The sequence below is a fragment of the Paenarthrobacter sp. NEAU-H11 genome (genome assembly GCF_050573415.1).
Taxonomy (GTDB): domain Bacteria; phylum Actinomycetota; class Actinomycetes; order Actinomycetales; family Micrococcaceae; genus Arthrobacter.
Genome location: NZ_JBNZGA010000009.1, coordinates 18,850 through 36,830 on the forward strand (window position 1 = coordinate 18,850; position 17,981 = coordinate 36,830).

The following is a 17,981-nucleotide window of genomic DNA, read 5'->3' on the forward strand; positions in this document are numbered from 1 at the left end:
CATTGAAGGATCACAACGTTCAAGGAGGTACGAGCATGGGCACCATCGCCGCAACAGACCCGGCGGCCCCGGCTGATCCAGCCCTGACCGGCACAGCCCGGGCCTTTGACCGCAACCGGGCCCTGGTCATGGACGAGGTCAGCAGGGTCTCCCAGCACGTGGACGCCGCAGAGATCGCAGCCCTGGTGACCGAGCTTCGGCTGGCCGACAGGATCTTCGTCACCGGCGCCGGACGCAGCGGCCTGGTCCTGAAGATGGCGGCGATGCGGCTGATGCACCTCGGGCTGACGGTGCATGTGGTGGGCGAAACCACGGCACCGGCCATCCGTGCCGGGGACCTGCTGCTCGCAGCCTCGGGTTCCGGCACCACCGCCGGCGTGGTGACAGCGGCGGAAACCGCTGTCGCCCAAGGCGCCCGCGTGGCCGCCTACACCACCAGCGCTGGTTCCCCGCTCGCGGCCGCTGCCGCCGCCGTCGTCCTCATTCCGGCTGCACAGAAGGCGGACCACGGCTCGGCGGTGACCCGGCAGTACTCCGGGAGCCTCTTTGAGCAGGTGCTTTTTGCCACCACGGAGGCGGTGTTCCAAAGCCTGTGGGACGAGGACGCCGCCGCCCCGGAGGACCTCTGGCAGCGGCACGCGAACCTCGAATAAGCCCCCTCTCCCCCCGCAAGTCCGTTTCACAACCGAAAGAGATAGAACATGAAACTGCAAGTAGCAATGGACGTCCTCACCGTCGAAGCCGCCCTGGACCTTGCCGGCAAAGTCGCCGAGTCCGTGGACATCATCGAGCTCGGCACCCCGCTGATCAAGAACGCCGGGCTCTCGGCCGTGACCGCCGTTAAGACCGCCCACCCGGACAAGATTGTCTTCGCGGACATGAAGACCATGGACGCCGGCGAGCTCGAGGCCGAAATCGCCTTCACCGCGGGCGCGGACCTGGTGTCCGTCCTGGGCAGCGCCGACGACTCCACCATTGCCGGCGCCGTGAAGGCCGCCACGGAGCACAACAAGGGCATCGTGGTGGACCTGATCGGCGTTGCGGACAAGGTGGCCCGCGCCCAGGAAGCCCGCGCCCTGGGCGCCAAGTTCATCGAGTTCCATGCCGGCCTGGATGAGCAGGCCAAGCCGGGCTACAACCTGGACGTGCTGCTGAGCGCAGGAGAAGAGGCCCGCGTGCCGTTCTCGGTGGCCGGCGGCGTGAACCTGTCCACCATCGGAGCCGTGCAGCGCGCCGGGGCCGACGTGGCCGTCGTCGGCGGTTCCATCTACAGCGCCGACGATCCCGCCGTCGCCGCCAAGGAACTGCGGGCCGCGATCAGCTAGCTTCCTGCCGATCATCCACCTCCCGCAACCCGACGGCGGCCCCCACGGACTCGTGGGGGCCGCCGCTTCGCGTGGCCGGCTACTGGAACGAACGGATGGTGATGCCGGAGAAGGTCGCAGGGCCGCCGTCCGTGTAGAAGGAGATCCCGGTGTCACCGTCGGCGAAATGCACCTGCTGCGAGAGCACCGTGTGGCCGGCGTTCACAAACACCTCAACGCTTTGGGTATCCACGAAGATGCGCAGGTGCACTGACCGCGCGGCCGCGTCGATGGGCGCTGCTGCGCGCGTGTACGGCACCAGCGAGAAGCCGCCCAGGTCCGACGGCGCGCGGTCCACATAGAGCTCGTTGCCGTACTTTCCGATGTTCGTATGGCGGGCGCCGTCAGCGGAGCGGCCCACGGAGATCCCCACGTTCGTTGCGGCCTCCCAGGAAATATCGAGTTCCAGCTCGTAGGCGCGGCCGTTCCAGGGCACCACGTAGCTGCCGTTCACGGTGCGGCCGGGGAACGTGGTGGCGGAGCTGGCGTAATTCGCGAGCGCCCCGTTCGGGCTGCTGAGCAGGGAGTACCAACCGCCCGGCTGGCGTTCGAGGCGCAGTTCGCGCACGATCGAGTTCTGGCCGTTGTAGCCGTCGGTTGCATCCGTGGGAACGTCGCGGGCGGCGTACTTCCAGTTGTTCATCCAGCCGATCGCGTACCGCCGGCGCTCCGGTGCCTCAACGGCCGGCCACGTCACCGCGCCGTACCAGTCCCAGCCCCAGTCCAGCCACTGCGGATTGCTGACGTCGTCAGCCAGGAACTGCGTGCCGTCCCACGTGCCGGTCCAGTAGGCGTAGGTCATGGGCAGTCCGATGCTGTAGGCGTCCATGCTGGCGCCCAGCACCCAATGCCGGGTGCCGTCGTCGGCCGTCATCTCGAACAGATCGGGGCACTCGATGCCACCCAGCGCGGGGTTGGGGAAGTCGAAGTTGCGCTTCAGCTGCCAGTCACACAGGTTCGGGGACGTATAGAAGGCCGCGTACCGGGCCCGGCCGATCACGCAGACCCACTCGTTGCGCACCGTATCCCAGTGGATCTTCGGGTCCCGGAACCATTCGGCGTTGTCGATTTCCGCCTGCGTGGTGGCGGCCCTTCCGTCCGTGTTCACGATGACCGGGTCCGGCAGCGCGGTGAACGTGTAGCCGCCGTCGGTTGACCGGTAGAGGTACTGCTCCTGGTACTTGCGGATGCCGTCCGTGGGCTGGGTCGCAAGGGCCACGATGGCGCCGGCACCGAAGCCTGCGGTGTTGGCAGTGTCCACCACCGCGGATCCGGACCACACAGGGAAGTCCGGCTGCAGCGGCAGCGCATCGCCGTGATGGGTGAACGCCACGCCATCTGCCGTGGTGGCGTGGTCCCAGCCGCCCTGGCCGTTGTTCTGCGTGGAGTGCAGGTAGTAGAGGTGGTACTCACCGCCCAGGAACACCGGGCGCTGCGGATCGCACAGCCAGCCCGAGGGCGGCGTCATGTGATAAACCGCCCGCAGTGAGCGCTTGGCCCAGGCCGGCGTGGCAGGGATCGTGCCGCCCATGAGCAGGGCGAGTACTCCTGCTCCGGTGCCTTGCAGGACACGGCGACGGGAAAAGGCAGATGTCATCGTTGACTTCCTCTCAGGGGGCGGCTGCTCCGCCGGGCGCTTGGGGATGGAACCATCGGTGGTTCGCCGATCAGCCCATGGGCTGATTAAGCGCTTTAGCAGAACAAGATACCCAGCCGCACCGTTATGGTCAAGCGTTTCAGCAAAATTGCCGCCGTCACAAACAGGCCGAAAAATCGCACCGGAACTATTTTTGCTAAAACGCTTGATCGCCGCTCCATTCCACGCTAGCTTCATGGTGATCAAACGCTTTAGCAGAAATGGACATCAACGCCGATGAGCTATCCAGTCTTCTTCCAGCCCGCCGATGCATGGGTTGGAGACCTTATCCCCTTCCAGAAGGACGGGGAGTTCTGGCTCTTCTACCTTTCCGAGGTCCGCGCCGACCCGAAGCCCGGAACGGCCTGGAACCTGGTGACCACCAAGGACCTCACCCAGTTCCAGGACCACGGGGTGGCCCTTCCCCACGGCACCTCGGACGAGCTCGACTTCAACTGCTACACAGGCAGCATCATTGCCGACGACTCAGGCGTCCACCACCTGTTCTACACGGGACAGAACCCGGGCAACCTCGGGACGGACGGCCTGCCCCTGCAGCTGGTCATGCACGCCACCAGCACGGACGGCATGAACACGTGGGTAAAGCACCCCGAGCTTACGTTCGGTGCGCCGGCCCGGTTCGAGTCCGCGGACTGGCGGGACCCCTTCGTCTTCCGCGACGAGGCGGCCGGCCTGTGGCGGATGCTCCTGGCGGCCAGGCACTCCGACGGCCCGGAGCGCCGCCGCGGGGTCATCGCGCAGTGCACGTCCACGGATTTGATGACGTGGGAGCACACGGACCCCTTCTGGGATCCCCGCAGGTACATCACGCATGAATGCCCGGACGTCTTCGAATGGAACGGGTGGTGGTACATGGTCTACTCCGAGTTCTCCGAAACGTTCACCACCCGGTACCGGATGGCCAAGAGCCCCACCGGGCCGTGGACAGTCCCGGACCTGGACAGCATCGACGGGCGTGCGTTCTACGCGTCCAAGACGGCGGAGCGGGACGGCCGGCGGTTCTTCTTCGGCTGGATTGCCAGCAAGGAAGGCAATCGCGACGACGGCGCCTGGCAGTGGGCGGGCACCATGTCCGCCCTGGAGGCACGGCAGAACCCCGACGGGACCCTGGCTTTCGGCCTCGCGGACGAGCTTGTGGACAGCTTTTGGGACGGGGTCCCGCTCGAACTGGACCAGGAGCTGCCTCTGCAGTTGAACGTCCCGGATGGTTACGCCGCCATCGTGAGCAGCAACGATCCGCCCACGCAGTTCTATGCCAAAGCGGTGCTGGACATCCGGCCGGGCACCACGGAATGCGGGATCCTGCTGCGCTCCAGCCCGGACGGCGACCACTCCTACGTCCTCCGCCTCGAACCGAAGCGTGGACGCCTGGTGTTCGACCGATGGCCCCGGACCATCACCGGAGAAGCCCAATGGCACGTTTCCGGCGACGTTCCCTACGCCATCGAACTGGAACGCCCCTGCCACCTCCCGCCCGGCCGCCACACGCTGGAAGTGGTGGTCGACGGCGACCTGTGCGTCGCCGTCGTGGACCGGCAGGTGGCCCTCAGCACCCGCATCTACGACCTCCCCGCCGGCGGAATAGGCGTGTTCGCCGGCGAAGGATCCGTCACCATCACAGATTTCGAAGTACGCAAGCGCACCGACAACTGAATACCCCCGCAACCCCATCCTCCGTTCCAATCCAGGGAGATTGACCAATGAAGAACCTGTTCCGCGCTGCCGCCTGCGCAGCCGTTACCGCCCTGGCGCTGACCGCCTGTGGCGGCGCAAGCTCCACCGATCCGTCCAACGTCAGCCCCACAGGCGAGATCAAGCCGCGCGAGATCTCGTGGCTGCTCTCCCGGCCCGCCGACGGCGCGGTCATCAACATCATGAAAAAGCTGGCCGACGACTACGCCAAGGACCACCCGGGCTTTGAGCTCAACGTGATCACCACCCCGGACCGTCCCTCCTACATCCAGAAACTCGAGACCCTGGCGGCAGCCAACAAGCTGCCCGAACTGTTCGACACCGACGCCACACCCTTCGCCCAGGAGTTGGCCAAGCAGGGCAAGATGGTGGACGCCGAAAAGCTGCTGAAGTCGCTCAACGTCTACGACGACTACCGTCCGGGCGCGCTGGACTACCAGCGCTTCGACGACGGCTCCCTGTACATGATTCCGTTCCAGTTCGAGCTGGAATTCATCTGGTACAACAAGGCACTGCTCCAGAAGGCCGGCGTCGCAGTACCCACGTCGCTCGACGACATCCCGGCCATGTGCACTGCCCTGCGCAGCGCCGGCGTCACCCCCATCGCCATCGACGGGCAGGACCAGTGGCCGCTGGAACGCTACGTCGCCTACCAGCCCTTCCGGGAGGCCGGCCCGGACTTCGTCCAGAAGCTGAAGAAGGGCGAGGCGAAGTTCAGCGATCCCGCCGGCCAGAAGACCGTGAACTGGATGGCGGAGCTGGGCAAGGCCAAGTGCTTCCAGGACGGCTTCTCCGCCCAGGGCTACTCCGACGCGCAAAACCAGTTCACCTCCGGACAGGCCGCCATGTACAACATCGGCACGTGGGAACTGCCCAGCCTGGCCACGGAGAAGCTGGATCCTGCCGTCCGCAACGACATCGACTTCTTTACCCTGCCCACCACGGCCAACTCCGTGACGGCGGCCAACGAATTCGTGTCCCCGTCCGGCATCGGCATGGCGGTGAACGCCAAAACCTACGATCCCCTGGTGAGCGACTTCCTGAAGTTCGCCCTGGAAAAGTACCCGGCCGAATATGCCGCCACCGGCGCGCTGTCCCCCACCACCGACGTCGAAACCGTTGTCCCGGCCAACGCCACCCCGCTGTACCGGAAGGCCCTGGACCAGGCCGACAGCCTCGGTTCCAAGCAGGCCATGCCGTGGGATACGCAGCTGGATCCGACCACCAACGGCCGGCTGCAGCAGGAGCTGGTGCTGCTGGTGCAGGGCAACATCACGCCTGAGCAGTTCACCGAAACCATGGACAAGACCATCGCGCAGAACGCCCCCAAGTTCTTCAAGTAGGGACTGCTTCCTCACGAAACCAACGCGGCGGGGGATCCCAGCGCTCCCCCGCCCGCAAGGCCCCGAAAGGCCCCGCCATGCAACCCAACAGGATGCTGCCCAACAGGTCACGGACCTCGGTCCTGGTCTTCCTGCTCCCGCCGCTGCTCCTCTACGGCGCAGCAGTCCTCTTCCCCATCCTCCAGTCCCTGTTCCTCAGTTTCTTCTCCTGGAACGGCATCAGCGACATGGAGTTCGTGGGCCTGGACAACTACGTCCGGATGTTCGCAGCCGACGATATCTTCTGGCGGGCGTTCCTGAACGCCCTCGTCTACCTGGCCATCTGCCTGGTGCTGCAGCTCGGCGGCGCCCTGGCGGTGGCCAGCCTCCTCACGTCGCTCCGCCGCGGACGTGAGCTGGTCAAGACCCTCTACCTGCTGCCGGCCGTGATCTCCACGGTGGCCATCGCCTTCCTCTTCGTGCGGATCTACTCCCTGGAGCCCGTGGGCCTGCTCAACCAGCTGTTCCACTGGGTGGGCCTCGACAGCCTCGAGCGGCCCTGGCTCTCGGACGTCAACACGGTCCTTGCGGCGGTGTCCGCACCGGAGGGGTGGCGTTTCACCGGGCTGTACATGCTCATCATCTACGCGGCCCTGCTCGCGGTGCCCAAGGAGCTTGAGGAGGCTGCCGTCCTGGATGGCGCGTCCCGGTGGACGCTGTTCACCAAGATCCGCTTCCCGTACATCCGCCCGGTGTGGATCACCACCACCATCATGGCCACCACCTACGGGCTGCGCGGCTTCGACATCCCCTACCTGATGACCAACGGCGGCCCGGGGCAGTCCTCGGAACTGCTCACCACCTACATGTACAAGACGGCGTTCACCAGCACGGACTTCGGCTACGCCAGCACCATCTCCGTGTTCATCGTGGTTGAGTGCCTCGTGGCCGTCGGCCTCATCCTGTTCCTGCTGAAGCGGAAGGCAGACTCATGATCACCCAGGCAGCCCCTCCCACCCCGCCCGCCGCCGTCGTGCCCCAACGGCCGCCAGTGAAGCGCCGCCGGCGCAGGCCCGACCTGTTCCGGACGTTGTCCCGCGTGCTGGTCATGCTGATCGTGATCGTGCAGGTCTACCCGCTGGCGTGGCTCTTCCTGACCAGCCTCCGCACGGAACAGGACTTCGCCACCGGTGACCCCTTTGCCCTGCCCGGCTCCCTGACGTGGGAGAACTATGCCCGGGCTTTCGAAACCGGTGACCTGGGCCGGAACATCCTGAACAGCTTCATCGTCACCATGGGCGCGAACATCCTGATTGTCCTGCTGGGCATGATGGCCGCCTACGCCATCCAGGTCCTCGGTTTCCGGCTCAGCAAACTGGTCCGCGGGCTGTTCCTGATCGGCATCATCGTCCCGGTCCAGATCGCCCTGGTCCCCCTGTTCATCGACTATTCGGCCGTGAACCTGCTGGACACCTACCAGTCGATGATCATCCCGCTGGCCGGTTTCTCGCTGCCCATGTCCATCTACCTTTTCTGCTCGTTCTACGAGTACATCCCCAAGGAAACGTACGAGGCAGCGTCCCTGGACGGCGCCGGCCCCTACCGGATCTTCGGGCTGATCACCATGCCGCTGTCCCTGAACACCGTGGTGACCGTGGTCCTGGTGAACAGCATCTTCATCTGGAACGACTTCATCTTCGCCAACACGTTCGTCCTGTCCGAGGACCTGAAGACCATTCCGCTGGGCCTGCAGAACTACATCGGCGCCATGGGCAAGGTGGACTGGACGGCAACCTTCGCCGCCGTGTGCGTGACCATCACCCCGCTGCTGCTGGTGTTCCTGGTGCTCAACAAGGCCATGATCCAGGGACTCGAAAGCGGGGCGACGAAAGGATGACGGCAACGGCGGATGGATATACTCCTCAAGGAGGGCAGATGAGTTCAATGGAGAATGGTGCGGAGGTGCCGGCACCTGCGGCCCGGCCGCCAAAAACCCCGGAGCGCGCGCACCCTGTCACCCTCCGCGACGTGGCAGAAGCAGCCGGTGTTTCCACGGCCACGGTGTCCCTGGTGGTCAACAAGAAAAAAGCCGCCCGGATCGCCGAGGAAACCCGCCGGCGGGTGCAGGAAGCCATCCGGACCCTGGGCTACCGCCCCAACGCGATGGCCAAAACCCTGGTCAGCGGCACCTCCCGGTTCATCGGGCTGGTGGCGGACGGCGTTGCCACCACGCCCTTCGCCGGCCAGATCATCCACGGCGCACAGGACGAGGCGTGGAAGCACGGGTACGCCCTTCTCATCGCCAACACCGAAGGCAACGGCGAGCTTGAGCAGGACGCCATCCAGATGATGCTCGAATACAAAGTCCGCGGCATCCTCTACTCCACCTGGTTCCACCGCCAGACGGAAATTCCGGCGCCGCTCCGGGAAGCCGACTTCGTCCTGGTCAACTGCTTCTCCCAGGAGCCGGGAACCCGGGCCGTGGTGCCCGACGAGGTGCAGGGCGGCCGCTCAGCCACCGACATCCTGCTGGGACACGGGCACCGGAAGATCGCCTTCATCAACGCCACCATCCCCGCCCCAGCCAAGGACGGACGGCTCCAGGGGTACCGGGAAGCACTGGAGAAGGCCGGTGTTCCATTCGACCCCGAGCTGGTGCTGGAAGCCTATCCGGACCAGGAAGGCGGCTACGGGGCCACCCCCGAACTCCTCAAGCGCGGCGTGACCGCGGTGTACTGCTACAACGACCGGATGGCAATGGGCCTCTACGACGGCCTCCGCGAGCACGGCCTCTCCATCCCCGAGGACATGGCTGTGGTGGGGTTCGACAACCAGGAAGTCATTGCCGCGCACCTGCGTCCCCCGCTTTCCACCGTCTCGCTCCCCCACTATGAACTGGGCGCGGCGGGCGTGCGGATGCTGCTCGGGCTGGACGACGCACCCGGGACCGCGGCGCCCGGGGTTGCGAAAATACTCTGTCCCGCCGTGGAACGGACCTCCGTCCGGGCCCAGGCGCACGCCTGAACGGGTTTCTTAGAGCAACGCGGGGTCACTTGATGGCCGTGCCGGCGGGGGGGTATGGGCCGAAAGTGACCCCGCTTTGGATAGGAAGTACGACGGCGGGTGGCCACGTTGGCCAGCGGGCCGGACTCACAGCACCTTGCGGATGGTTTCCTCGAAGCTGGTGACGTGGTGCAGGGCCAGCTCGCCTGCCTTGTCGGCGTCGCCGGCGGCCACCGCCTTGAGCAGGTCCACATGCTCGGTGATGTGGCCGGTCACGGAGGGCACCTTGTCCAGCACCACGCACCAGATGCGCGTGGCCAGGTTGTCGTAGCGGATCAGGGTGCTTTCCAGGTGCGGGTTGGCGGCCGCCTTGTAGATCAGCCGGTGGACCATCAGGTCGTAGCGCATGAGTTCGCGCGATTCGCCCTGGCCCGGCGCCAGCCCGGCGATGGCGTCGGCCACCTGTAGCAGTTCACGGCGCATGCTGTCACTGGCCCTATTGGCCGCGCGGCGCGCGGCCAGCGGCTCCAGGAGTTCCCGGATTTCCGAGACATCCGCCAGTTCCGTGAAGTCCACGTTCGTGGCAAAGGTTCCGCGGCGCGCGTAGGAAATGACCAAGTGGTCCACTTCCAGCCGCTTGATGGCCTCCCGGACGGGAGTGCGGCCGAACCCGAGCTCAGCCGCCAACTGGCCCTCGTTGATGGGCTCGCCCGGCCGGATTTCCAGCATGATCAGCTTGTCCCGCAGCTGCCGGTACGCGGCCTCCGCCTGGGACGGTGCTTCCTCCTCCGTCTGAGGCAGGGCAAGAAGTGCATTCAAGGCGCCACTCCGTTCTTTGCTGCAGTTACGAGGCTACCGACCGGGAGCTTCGTGCCACTTTCGTCCAGCTATTGACTCAGCTGTGATCCCAATCATACCATTGAGATCACACTGATATATCAGTTAGTTAGCAAGTGGTATTTCAAAGGAGCATCCGTGGTTGAGCAGTTGAACGAGCGACTTTCCGTCGTCGATCCCGAGGTCCAGGAGGCCATTGCCAGTGAGCTGGCCCGCCAGCAGTCAACGCTGGAAATGATCGCCTCCGAAAACTTTGCCCCGTCCGCCGTCATGGAGGCCCAGGGCTCAGTCCTGACCAACAAGTACGCGGAGGGCTACCCCGGCAAGCGTTACTACGGCGGCTGCGAGCACGTTGATGTGGTGGAGCAGCTGGCCATCGACCGGGTCAAGGCCCTTTTCGGCGCCGAGTTCGCCAACGTCCAGCCCCACTCCGGCGCGCAGGCCAACGCCGCCGCCATGTTCGCACTGCTGAACCCGGGCGACACCATCATGGGCCTGAGCCTGGCCCACGGCGGCCACCTGACGCACGGCATGAAGATCAACTTCTCCGGCAAGCTCTACAACGTGGTCCCGTACCACGTGAGTGAGTCAGACCTCCGCATCGATATGGCCGAAGTCGAAGCGCTGGCCCTCGAGCACCGGCCCAGGCTGATCGTGGCCGGCTGGTCCGCCTACTCCCGCCAGCTGGACTTCGCCGAGTTCCGCCGCATTGCGGACCTGGTGGACGCCTACCTCATGGTGGACATGGCACACTTCGCCGGGCTGGTGGCCGCCGGCCTGCACCCGAACCCGGTGCCGTACGCCGACGTCGTCACCACCACCACCCACAAGACCCTGGGCGGACCGCGCGGCGGCGTCATCCTCGCCAAGGAGCAGCACGCCAAGAAGATCAACAGCGCCGTCTTCCCCGGCCAGCAGGGCGGCCCGCTGGAGCACGTCATCGCCGCCAAGGCCGTGGCCTTCAAGCTCGCCGGGAGCCCCGAATTCAAGGAACGCCAGGAACGCGTCCTGGAGGGCTCCAAGCTCCTGGCCGAACGGCTCCTCCGCGACGACGTTGCCGCGGCCGGAATCTCCGTGGTCAACGGCGGAACCGACGTGCACCTGGTCCTGGTGGACCTCCGCAACTCCGAGCTGGACGGACAGCAGGCCGAGGACGCCCTGCACCGCATCGGCATCACCGTCAACCGCAACGCCGTCCCCTTCGACCCCCGCCCGCCGATGGTCTCCTCGGGACTGCGCATCGGCACGCCGGCCCTCGCCACCCGCGGCTTCGGCGCCAAGGAATTCGCCGAGGTAGCCGACATCATCGCGACGGCGCTCATCGCATCGGCGGCCAGCGGAACCCTGGGCGACAGCACCGCCGTCGAACTCCGCGCCCGCGTCACCGCCCTGGCGGAGAAGTTCCCCCTCTACCCCCACCTCAGCAACGGCACTGAAGTTGCCGCCCTTGAAGCAGACCTGATTGGAGCAGCCCAGTGAGCGCAGACCTCCTCCCCGAGCACCCGGATTTCCTCTGGCGCAACCCGGAGCCCAAGTCCTCCTACGACGCCGTGATTGTGGGCGGCGGCGGGCACGGCCTGGCCACCGCGTACTTCCTGGCCAAGAACCACGGGATGACCAACATCGCCGTCCTGGAAAAGGGCTGGCTGGCCGGCGGCAACATGGCCCGGAACACCACCATCATCCGGTCCAACTACCTCTGGGACGAGAGCGCCGCCATCTACGAGCACGCGCTCAAGCTCTGGGAAGTCCTGCCCGAGGAGCTGGAATACGACTTCCTCTTCAGCCAGCGCGGCGTCATGAACCTGGCCCACACGCTGGGCGACGTCCGTGAAAGCATGCGGCGCGTGGGCGCCAACAAGCTCAACGGCGTGGACGCCGAGTGGCTGGACCCCAAGCAGGTCAAGGAACTCTGCCCCATCCTGAACATCAGCGACAACATCCGCTACCCCGTCATGGGCGCCACCTACCAGCCCCGCGCCGGCATCGCCAAGCACGACCACGTGGCTTGGGCGTTCGCCCGCAAGTGCGACGAAATGGGCGTGGACATCATCCAGAACTGCGAAGTCACCGGCTTCGTCAAGGACGGCAACCGCGTGGTGGGCGTCAAGACCAACCGCGGCACCATCAACACCGAAAAGGTGGGCCTCGCCGCCGCCGGACACAGCTCGGTCCTGGCCGAAATGGCCGGCTTCCGGCTCCCCATCCAGTCCCACCCGCTGCAGGCGCTGGTCTCCGAACTGCACGAACCCGTCCACCCCACCGTGGTCATGTCCAACCACGTGCACGTCTACGTGTCCCAGGCCCACAAGGGCGAGCTGGTGATGGGCGCCGGCGTGGACTCCTACAACGGCTACGGCCAGCGCGGCTCCTTCCACGTGATCGAGCACCAGATGGCCGCCGCCGTCGAGCTCTTCCCCATCTTCGCCCGGGCCCACGTGCTCAGGACCTGGGGCGGAATCGTGGACACCACGCTGGACGCCTCCCCCATCGTGGGCAACACGCCGGTGGAAAACATGTTCGTGAACTGCGGCTGGGGCACCGGCGGCTTCAAGGCCACCCCCGCGGCCGGGCTTACCTTCGCGCACAACATCGCCACGGGCTCCCCGCACAAGCTGAACAAGCCGTTTGCGCTGGAACGCTTCGAAACCGGCGCGCTGATCGACGAACACGGCGCCGCCGCCGTGGCCCACTAGCCGCCAGCGAACACTGCACTTTAGAAAGAAGACGCACATGCTGCTCATCTCCTGCCCCAACTGCGGCTCCCGTGACGAGACCGAGTTCCACTACGGCGGCCAGGCCCACGTGCCGTACCCGGAAAACCCGAACGAACTCAACGACCGCGAATGGGCCGAGTACCTGTTCTACCGGGACAACACCAAGGGCGCCTTCGCCGAGCGCTGGCTGCACAGCACCGGCTGCCGCCAGTGGTTCAACATGCTCCGCGACACCGTCACCTACGAGATCCAGGCGATCTACCCCATGGGCACGCCCCGGCCGGATGCAGCGGGCCAGGTGACCCGTGAGACCGGCACCGCCAGCCTCGCCCCGGACAGCACCACCACCGGAACCGCGGCACCCAGCACCGCTGCAACCAGCATCGCCCCAAGCACAACCTCCGCCAGCACCACCGCCCCGGAAGGAGCAACCAAGTGACTTCCCAGAACGCCCGCCTCGCTGCCGGCGGACGCATCGACCGCACCATCTCATGGCGTTTCACCGTGGACGGCGAGGAATTCACCGGCCACCCCGGCGATACCCTCGCGTCGGCCCTGATCGCCAACGGCCGGATCAGCGCCGGCAACTCCCTCTACGAGGACCGGCCCCGCGGCATCATGTCCGCCGGTGTGGAGGAATCCAACGCGATGGTGAAGATCGCTGCGCGTTTCCCCGGTGACGTGGCCGAATCCATGCTTCCGGCCACTACCGTCACCCTGGTGGACGGCCTGAAGGCGGAACTGCTCAGCGGCCTTGGCAAGCTCGACCCGGCCGAAGACCGCGCCGAGTACGACAAGAAGTACGTCCACACCGACGTCCTGGTGGTGGGCGGCGGTCCCGCCGGCCTGGCCGCGGCCCGTGAAGCGGTCCGCTCCGGCGCCCGCGTGATGCTCCTGGACGACCAGCCCGAGCTGGGCGGGTCACTCCTCTCCGGGTCCACGGCACCCGGGCTGGCCGAGACCATCGAAGGCAAGCCGGCGCTGGAATGGGTGGCGGATGTCGAAGCCGAGCTCGTCTCCGGCGCCGAGTCCACCGTCCTGAACCGCACCACGGCCTTCGGCGCGTATGACGCCAACTACGTCATCGCCGTGCAGAACCGCACCGACCACCTGACCTCCCCCGCCGCCCCGGGCGTCTCCCGGCAGCGTATTTGGCACATCCGTGCCAACCAGGTTGTGCTGGCCCCCGGCGCCCACGAGCGCCCCCTTGTGTTCGAGAACAACGACCGCCCGGGCATCATGCTCGCCTCGGCTGTCCGCAGCTACCTCAACCGCTATGCCGTGGCCGCCGGCCGGCGCGTGGTCATCAGCACCACGAATGACAGTGCCTACGCCCTGGCCGCGGACCTCCGCGCCGCCGGTGTCAAGGTCGCCGCCGTGGTGGACGCCCGTCCGCAGCTCACCCCAGTGGCCGCTGCCGCCGTAGAGGCCGGCACGCGGGTGCTGATCGGCAGCGCCGTGGCCAACACGTCTTCGCAGTCAGCGGACGGCCGCGTTGACGGCGTCACCGTCCGCAGCATTAACGACGACGGCGAGCTCACCTCGGGCGTCGAACAGATCGCCTGCGACCTCCTGGCCGTCTCCGGCGGCTGGAGCCCGCTGGTCCACCTGCACTCCCAGCGGCAGGGCAAGCTGCGCTGGGACGACGAGCTGGCCGCCTTTGTGCCGAGTACCGTGGTCCCCAACCAGCAGACCATCGGCTCGGGCCGCGGCAGCTTCGAGTTGGGCGACTGCCTCGCCGAGGGCGTCGCCGCCGGCGCTTCCGCAGCCATCGCAGCCGGTTTCAGCTCCTCAGTCGAACCCGCCCCACTCGCCGAGCCCAAGGCCTCCGCCCCCACCCGCCAGCTGTGGCTCGTCCCCGGCGAGACCGGAACCCCGGACGACTGGCACCAGCACTACGTCGACTTCCAGCGCGACCAGTCCGTGGCTGACGTGCTGCGTTCCACCGGAGCCGGCATGCGGTCCGTGGAGCACATCAAGCGGTACACCTCCATCAGCACCGCCAACGACCAGGGCAAGACCTCCGGCGTCAACGCGATCGGCGTCATCGCCGCAGCGCTCCGGACCGCCGGCGAAGCATCCCGCGGCATCGGCGACATCGGCACCACCACCTACCGCGCTCCGTTCACCCCGGTGGCATTCGCGGCACTGGCCGGACGCCAGCGCGGCGAGCTGTTCGATCCCGCCCGGAAGACCTCCATCCACCCCTGGCACGTGGCCAAGGGTGCCCTGTTCGAAGATGTAGGGCAGTGGAAGCGGCCCTGGTACTACCCGCAGGACGGGGAGGACATGGACACGGCCGTGCTGCGCGAGTGCGCCGCCGTCCGCGAATCCGTGGGCTTCATGGACGCCACCACCCTGGGCAAGATCGAAATCCGGGGCAAGGACGCCGGCGAGTTCCTCAACCGGATCTACACAAACGCCTTCAAGAAGCTCGCCCCGGGCTCGGCCCGCTACGGCGTGATGTGCATGGCGGACGGCATGATCTTCGACGACGGCGTGACCCTGCGCCTGGACGAGGAGACCTACTTCATGACCACCACCACCGGCGGCGCCGCCAAGGTGCTGGACTGGCTGGAGGAATGGCTGCAGACCGAGTGGCCGGAACTGGACGTGCACCGCACCTCGGTGACCGAACAGTGGAGCACCATTGCCGTCGTCGGACCCAAATCCCGCGCCGTCCTCGCGAAGGTGGCCCCGGAACTGGCCGCCAACGGCGGACTGGAAGCCGAAGCCTTCCCGTTCATGACCTTCCGCGAAACCACCCTGGCCTCCGGCGTCCGCGCCCGGATCTGCCGGATCTCCTTCTCCGGTGAACTTGCCTACGAGATCAACGTGCCGTCCTGGTACGGGCTGAACACCTGGGAAGCCGTGGCCGCCGCCGGGGCCGAGTTCAACATCACCCCCTACGGCACCGAAACCATGCACGTGCTCCGCGCCGAGAAGGGCTACCCGATCGTCGGCCAGGACACGGACGGCACCGTCACCCCGCAGGACGCGGGCATGGAGTGGATCGTCTCCAAGGCCAAGGACTTCATCGGCAAGCGCTCCTACGCCCGGGCCGACGGCCAGCGCGAGGACCGCAAGCACCTGGTCAGCGTGCTGCCCGTGGACGGGACGCTGCGGCTGCCTGAAGGGACCCAGCTCGTTGAAAAGGGCCGTTCCACCAACCCGGCCTACGGACCGGTCCCGATGGAAGGCTTCGTCACCTCCAGCTACCACAGCGCGGCGCTGGGCAGGTCGTTCGGCCTGGCCCTGATCAAGAACGGCCGCAACCGCATCGGCGAAACCCTCGTGGCTGCCGCCGGCGACCAGCTGGTGGACGTCGTCGTCGCCGAAACCGTACTTTTTGACCCCGAAGGGACCCGCAAAGATGGCTGAAACAGCAGCACCCGCAACCTCCTACGAGAACAACCTCTCACTCCGCGTCAGCCCCGCCGCCCAGCTCCGCGCAGACTTTGAAACCGGCTCCGTCCCGGGCGTGGCGGAGATCAGCGAAGTGTCCTTCCTGACCATGGTGGGCCTCCGGGTCAGCCGTGACAGCGACGCCGGACAGCGCATCGCCTCCGTCACCGGCGGCCTGCCCGCAGCGTGCGGCGGCGTGGCCGGCACGGGTGATACGTCCGTGCTGTGGCTCGGGCCCCAAGAGTTCCTGGTGGTGGCACCGAGGGAAGCCCACGAATCCCTCGGCGGCGGCCTGATCCAGGCGCTCCGCGAAGCGCTCGGGGACGGCGAAGGCCAGGTGGTGGACCTCTCCGCCAACCGCACCACGTTCGAACTCACCGGCCCGCGGGCCCGCGCCGTCCTGGAGAAGGGCTGCTCGCTGGACCTGCACCCGCGCGTGCTGAAGGCCGGAACGGCGCTCTCCACGGAGGTCGGCAACATCCCGGTGGTCCTGTGGAAGACCGGCGACCAGAGCTACCGGATCTTCCCCCGCGCCTCGTTCGCCGATTTCCTGGGCCGCTGGCTCCTGGACGCCATGCGCGAGTACGCATCCCCTGAGGTCCCCTAAATGGCACTCAGCGTCCTGGACCTGTTCACCGTTGGCATCGGGCCGTCGTCGTCACACACGGTCGGCCCGATGCGGGCGGCGAAGCTGTTCGCCGACGGGCTCAAGGGCGACGGGCTCCTGAGCTCCACCCGGCGCGTGCAGGCCGAACTGTTCGGCTCGCTGGGCGCCACGGGGCGGGGCCACGGCTCGGACAAGGCCGTGGTCCTGGGCTTCAAGGGCCTGGACCCCGAAACCGTGGATACGTCGACGGCCGATGACCAGGTGGCTGCGGCCGCCCTCGACGCCGAACTGTGGCTGGGCGGCGACCACCGGGTGGACTTCAACTGGGACGAGGACGTGGTCCTCCACCGGCGGAAGTCCCTCCCGGCCCACCCCAACGGCATGACCTTCCGGGCCCTGGACCACTCCGGGGCTGTCCTCAGCGAACGGAGCTTCTACTCGATTGGCGGCGGCTTCGTGGTGGACGGGGATGCCGACGCCGGCGACCGCGTGGTCGCTGACGCCACGGTCCTCCCCTACCCCTTCACCACGGCGGACGAGCTCCTGGCGATCTGCAGCCGCGAAGGCATGTCCATCTCGGACGTCATGCTCGCCAACGAACTGGTGTGGCGGACCGAAGCCGAGCTCCGGGAGGAACTGCTGAAGCTGTGGGCCGTCATGCGCGAATGCGTGGACAACGGCTGCGCCGCGGAAGGAATCCTTCCGGGCGGCCTCAACGTCCGCCGCCGCGCGCCGTCGTTGTTCCAGACCCTGACGGCGGACACCGGCGTGACCGATCCGCTGCGGGCCATGGAGTGGGTGAACCTGTTCGCCCTCGCCGTGAACGAGGAGAACGCAGCCGGCGGCCGGATCGTCACCGCGCCCACCAACGGCGCGGCGGGCATCGTCCCGGCGGTGCTGCACTACTACGTGAAGTTCGTCCCCGGCGCCAACGACGACGGCGTGGTCCGCTTCCTGCTGGCCGCGGCCGCCGTCGGAATCCTGTTCAAGATCAACGCCTCCATCTCCGGCGCCGAGGTGGGCTGCCAGGGTGAAGTGGGTTCCGCCTGCTCCATGGCAGCCGCCGGGCTCTGCGAGGTGCTGGGCGGAACGCCGGCGCAGGTGGAGAACGCCGCCGAGGTGGGCATTGAACACAATCTGGGCCTGACGTGCGATCCGGTGGGCGGGCTGGTGCAGATCCCCTGCATCGAGCGCAACGCCATCGCCAGCGTCAAGGCCATCAACGCCGCCCGCCTTGCCCTGCACGGCGACGGCAGCCACAAGGTATCCCTGGACAAAGCCATCAAGACGATGCGCGAGACGGGCGCCGACATGAAAACCAAGTACAAGGAAACCTCCCGAGGAGGACTCGCCGTGAATGTGATCGAGTGCTGAGCC

15 protein-coding genes are annotated in these 17,981 nt (G+C 66.9%); 13 read left to right on the top strand and 2 right to left on the bottom strand.

What is annotated here, in order from left to right; translation table 11 throughout:
* Positions 1-35: 35 nt before the first annotated feature.
* Together hxlB and hxlA are read left to right on the top strand one after the other, a co-directional pair.
* Positions 36-653, top strand: coding sequence for a 6-phospho-3-hexuloisomerase (hxlB, locus tag ACQ3DC_RS12535; protein WP_321215006.1), 618 nt, complete (start codon positions 36-38; stop codon positions 651-653).
* Positions 654-701: 48 nt separating this feature from the next.
* Positions 702-1,325, top strand: a complete 624-nt coding sequence (hxlA, locus tag ACQ3DC_RS12540) for a 3-hexulose-6-phosphate synthase (protein ID WP_430752372.1) — start codon at positions 702-704, stop codon at positions 1,323-1,325.
* Positions 1,326-1,404: 79 nt separating this feature from the next.
* On the opposite strand, the gene ACQ3DC_RS12545 is transcribed toward hxlA, so the two are convergent.
* Positions 1,405-2,961, bottom strand: a complete 1,557-nt coding sequence (locus tag ACQ3DC_RS12545; protein ID WP_430752373.1) for a glycoside hydrolase family 32 protein — start codon at positions 2,959-2,961, stop codon at positions 1,405-1,407.
* A gap of 276 nt (positions 2,962-3,237) precedes the next feature.
* Between ACQ3DC_RS12545 and ACQ3DC_RS12550 the strand changes: the two genes are divergently transcribed.
* The 5 genes from ACQ3DC_RS12550 to ACQ3DC_RS12570 all read left to right on the top strand — a co-directional run bounded on the left by ACQ3DC_RS12550 (position 3,238) and on the right by ACQ3DC_RS12570 (position 9,059).
* Positions 3,238-4,674, top strand: coding sequence for a family 43 glycosylhydrolase (locus tag ACQ3DC_RS12550; protein ID WP_430752374.1), 1,437 nt, complete (start codon positions 3,238-3,240; stop codon positions 4,672-4,674).
* 47 nt (positions 4,675-4,721) lie between these two features.
* Positions 4,722-6,056 (top strand): ABC transporter substrate-binding protein, encoded by a 1,335-nt coding sequence (locus ACQ3DC_RS12555; RefSeq protein ID WP_430752375.1) that lies wholly within the window; start codon positions 4,722-4,724, stop codon positions 6,054-6,056.
* A gap of 92 nt (positions 6,057-6,148) precedes the next feature.
* The gene (locus tag ACQ3DC_RS12560; protein WP_430752458.1) at positions 6,149-7,030 is read left to right on the top strand and encodes a carbohydrate ABC transporter permease; all 882 of its coding nucleotides are present in this window, start codon (positions 6,149-6,151) and stop codon (positions 7,028-7,030) included.
* Positions 7,027-7,932, top strand: coding sequence for a carbohydrate ABC transporter permease (locus tag ACQ3DC_RS12565; RefSeq protein WP_430752376.1), 906 nt, complete (start codon positions 7,027-7,029; stop codon positions 7,930-7,932). The genes ACQ3DC_RS12560 and ACQ3DC_RS12565 overlap by 4 nt, the downstream gene beginning before the upstream one ends.
* Before the next feature lie 38 nt (positions 7,933-7,970).
* Positions 7,971-9,059: a LacI family DNA-binding transcriptional regulator gene (locus ACQ3DC_RS12570; RefSeq protein ID WP_430752377.1), complete on the top strand. Its 1,089-nt coding sequence runs from the start codon at positions 7,971-7,973 to the stop codon at positions 9,057-9,059.
* A gap of 126 nt (positions 9,060-9,185) precedes the next feature.
* Here ACQ3DC_RS12570 and ACQ3DC_RS12575 read toward each other — a convergent pair whose 3' ends face one another.
* Positions 9,186-9,857, bottom strand: coding sequence for a GntR family transcriptional regulator (locus ACQ3DC_RS12575; RefSeq protein WP_157239895.1), 672 nt, complete (start codon positions 9,855-9,857; stop codon positions 9,186-9,188).
* Positions 9,858-10,013: 156 nt separating this feature from the next.
* Here ACQ3DC_RS12575 and glyA point away from each other — a divergent pair, with 156 nt between their 5' ends.
* The 6 genes from glyA to ACQ3DC_RS12605 are packed head-to-tail and all read left to right on the top strand — an operon-like array spanning position 10,014 to position 17,978.
* Complete coding sequence (glyA, locus tag ACQ3DC_RS12580; RefSeq protein ID WP_323057906.1) at positions 10,014-11,354, top strand: serine hydroxymethyltransferase; 1,341 nt, start codon at positions 10,014-10,016, stop codon at positions 11,352-11,354.
* Complete coding sequence (locus ACQ3DC_RS12585; protein ID WP_321214995.1) at positions 11,351-12,571, top strand: sarcosine oxidase subunit beta family protein; 1,221 nt, start codon at positions 11,351-11,353, stop codon at positions 12,569-12,571. The genes glyA and ACQ3DC_RS12585 overlap by 4 nt, the downstream gene beginning before the upstream one ends.
* A gap of 37 nt (positions 12,572-12,608) precedes the next feature.
* A complete protein-coding gene (locus tag ACQ3DC_RS12590; protein ID WP_157239897.1) occupies positions 12,609-13,031 on the top strand; it encodes a sarcosine oxidase subunit delta in 423 nt (140 codons plus the stop codon).
* Positions 13,028-15,973, top strand: a complete 2,946-nt coding sequence (locus tag ACQ3DC_RS12595; protein WP_430752378.1) for a sarcosine oxidase subunit alpha family protein — start codon at positions 13,028-13,030, stop codon at positions 15,971-15,973. The genes ACQ3DC_RS12590 and ACQ3DC_RS12595 overlap by 4 nt, the downstream gene beginning before the upstream one ends.
* Positions 15,966-16,604, top strand: coding sequence for a sarcosine oxidase subunit gamma (locus ACQ3DC_RS12600; protein ID WP_430752379.1), 639 nt, complete (start codon positions 15,966-15,968; stop codon positions 16,602-16,604). Before ACQ3DC_RS12595 ends, ACQ3DC_RS12600 begins: the two co-directional genes overlap by 8 nt.
* On the top strand, positions 16,605-17,978 hold the full coding sequence (locus tag ACQ3DC_RS12605; protein WP_430752380.1) for an L-serine ammonia-lyase: 1,374 nt from the start codon (positions 16,605-16,607) through the stop codon (positions 17,976-17,978). It begins immediately after the preceding gene.
* Positions 17,979-17,981: the final 3 nt, after the last annotated feature.

What these genes read in the sequence shown, in the direction of transcription:
- hxlB (WP_321215006.1), top strand. Translation starts at nt 36, where the DNA reads ATGGGCACCATCGCCGCAACAGACCCGGCGGCCCCGGCTGATCCAGCC.
- hxlA (WP_430752372.1), top strand. Translation starts at nt 702, where the DNA reads ATGAAACTGCAAGTAGCAATGGACGTCCTCACCGTCGAAGCCGCCCTG.
- ACQ3DC_RS12545 (WP_430752373.1), bottom strand. Translation starts at nt 2,961, where the DNA reads ATGACATCTGCCTTTTCCCGTCGCCGTGTCCTGCAAGGCACCGGAGCA.
- ACQ3DC_RS12550 (WP_430752374.1), top strand. Translation starts at nt 3,238, where the DNA reads ATGAGCTATCCAGTCTTCTTCCAGCCCGCCGATGCATGGGTTGGAGAC.
- ACQ3DC_RS12555 (WP_430752375.1), top strand. Translation starts at nt 4,722, where the DNA reads ATGAAGAACCTGTTCCGCGCTGCCGCCTGCGCAGCCGTTACCGCCCTG.
- ACQ3DC_RS12560 (WP_430752458.1), top strand. Translation starts at nt 6,149, where the DNA reads ATGCTGCCCAACAGGTCACGGACCTCGGTCCTGGTCTTCCTGCTCCCG.
- ACQ3DC_RS12565 (WP_430752376.1), top strand. Translation starts at nt 7,027, where the DNA reads ATGATCACCCAGGCAGCCCCTCCCACCCCGCCCGCCGCCGTCGTGCCC.
- ACQ3DC_RS12570 (WP_430752377.1), top strand. Translation starts at nt 7,971, where the DNA reads ATGAGTTCAATGGAGAATGGTGCGGAGGTGCCGGCACCTGCGGCCCGG.
- ACQ3DC_RS12590 (WP_157239897.1), top strand. Translation starts at nt 12,609, where the DNA reads ATGCTGCTCATCTCCTGCCCCAACTGCGGCTCCCGTGACGAGACCGAG.
- ACQ3DC_RS12600 (WP_430752379.1), top strand. Translation starts at nt 15,966, where the DNA reads ATGGCTGAAACAGCAGCACCCGCAACCTCCTACGAGAACAACCTCTCA.
- ACQ3DC_RS12605 (WP_430752380.1), top strand. Translation starts at nt 16,605, where the DNA reads ATGGCACTCAGCGTCCTGGACCTGTTCACCGTTGGCATCGGGCCGTCG.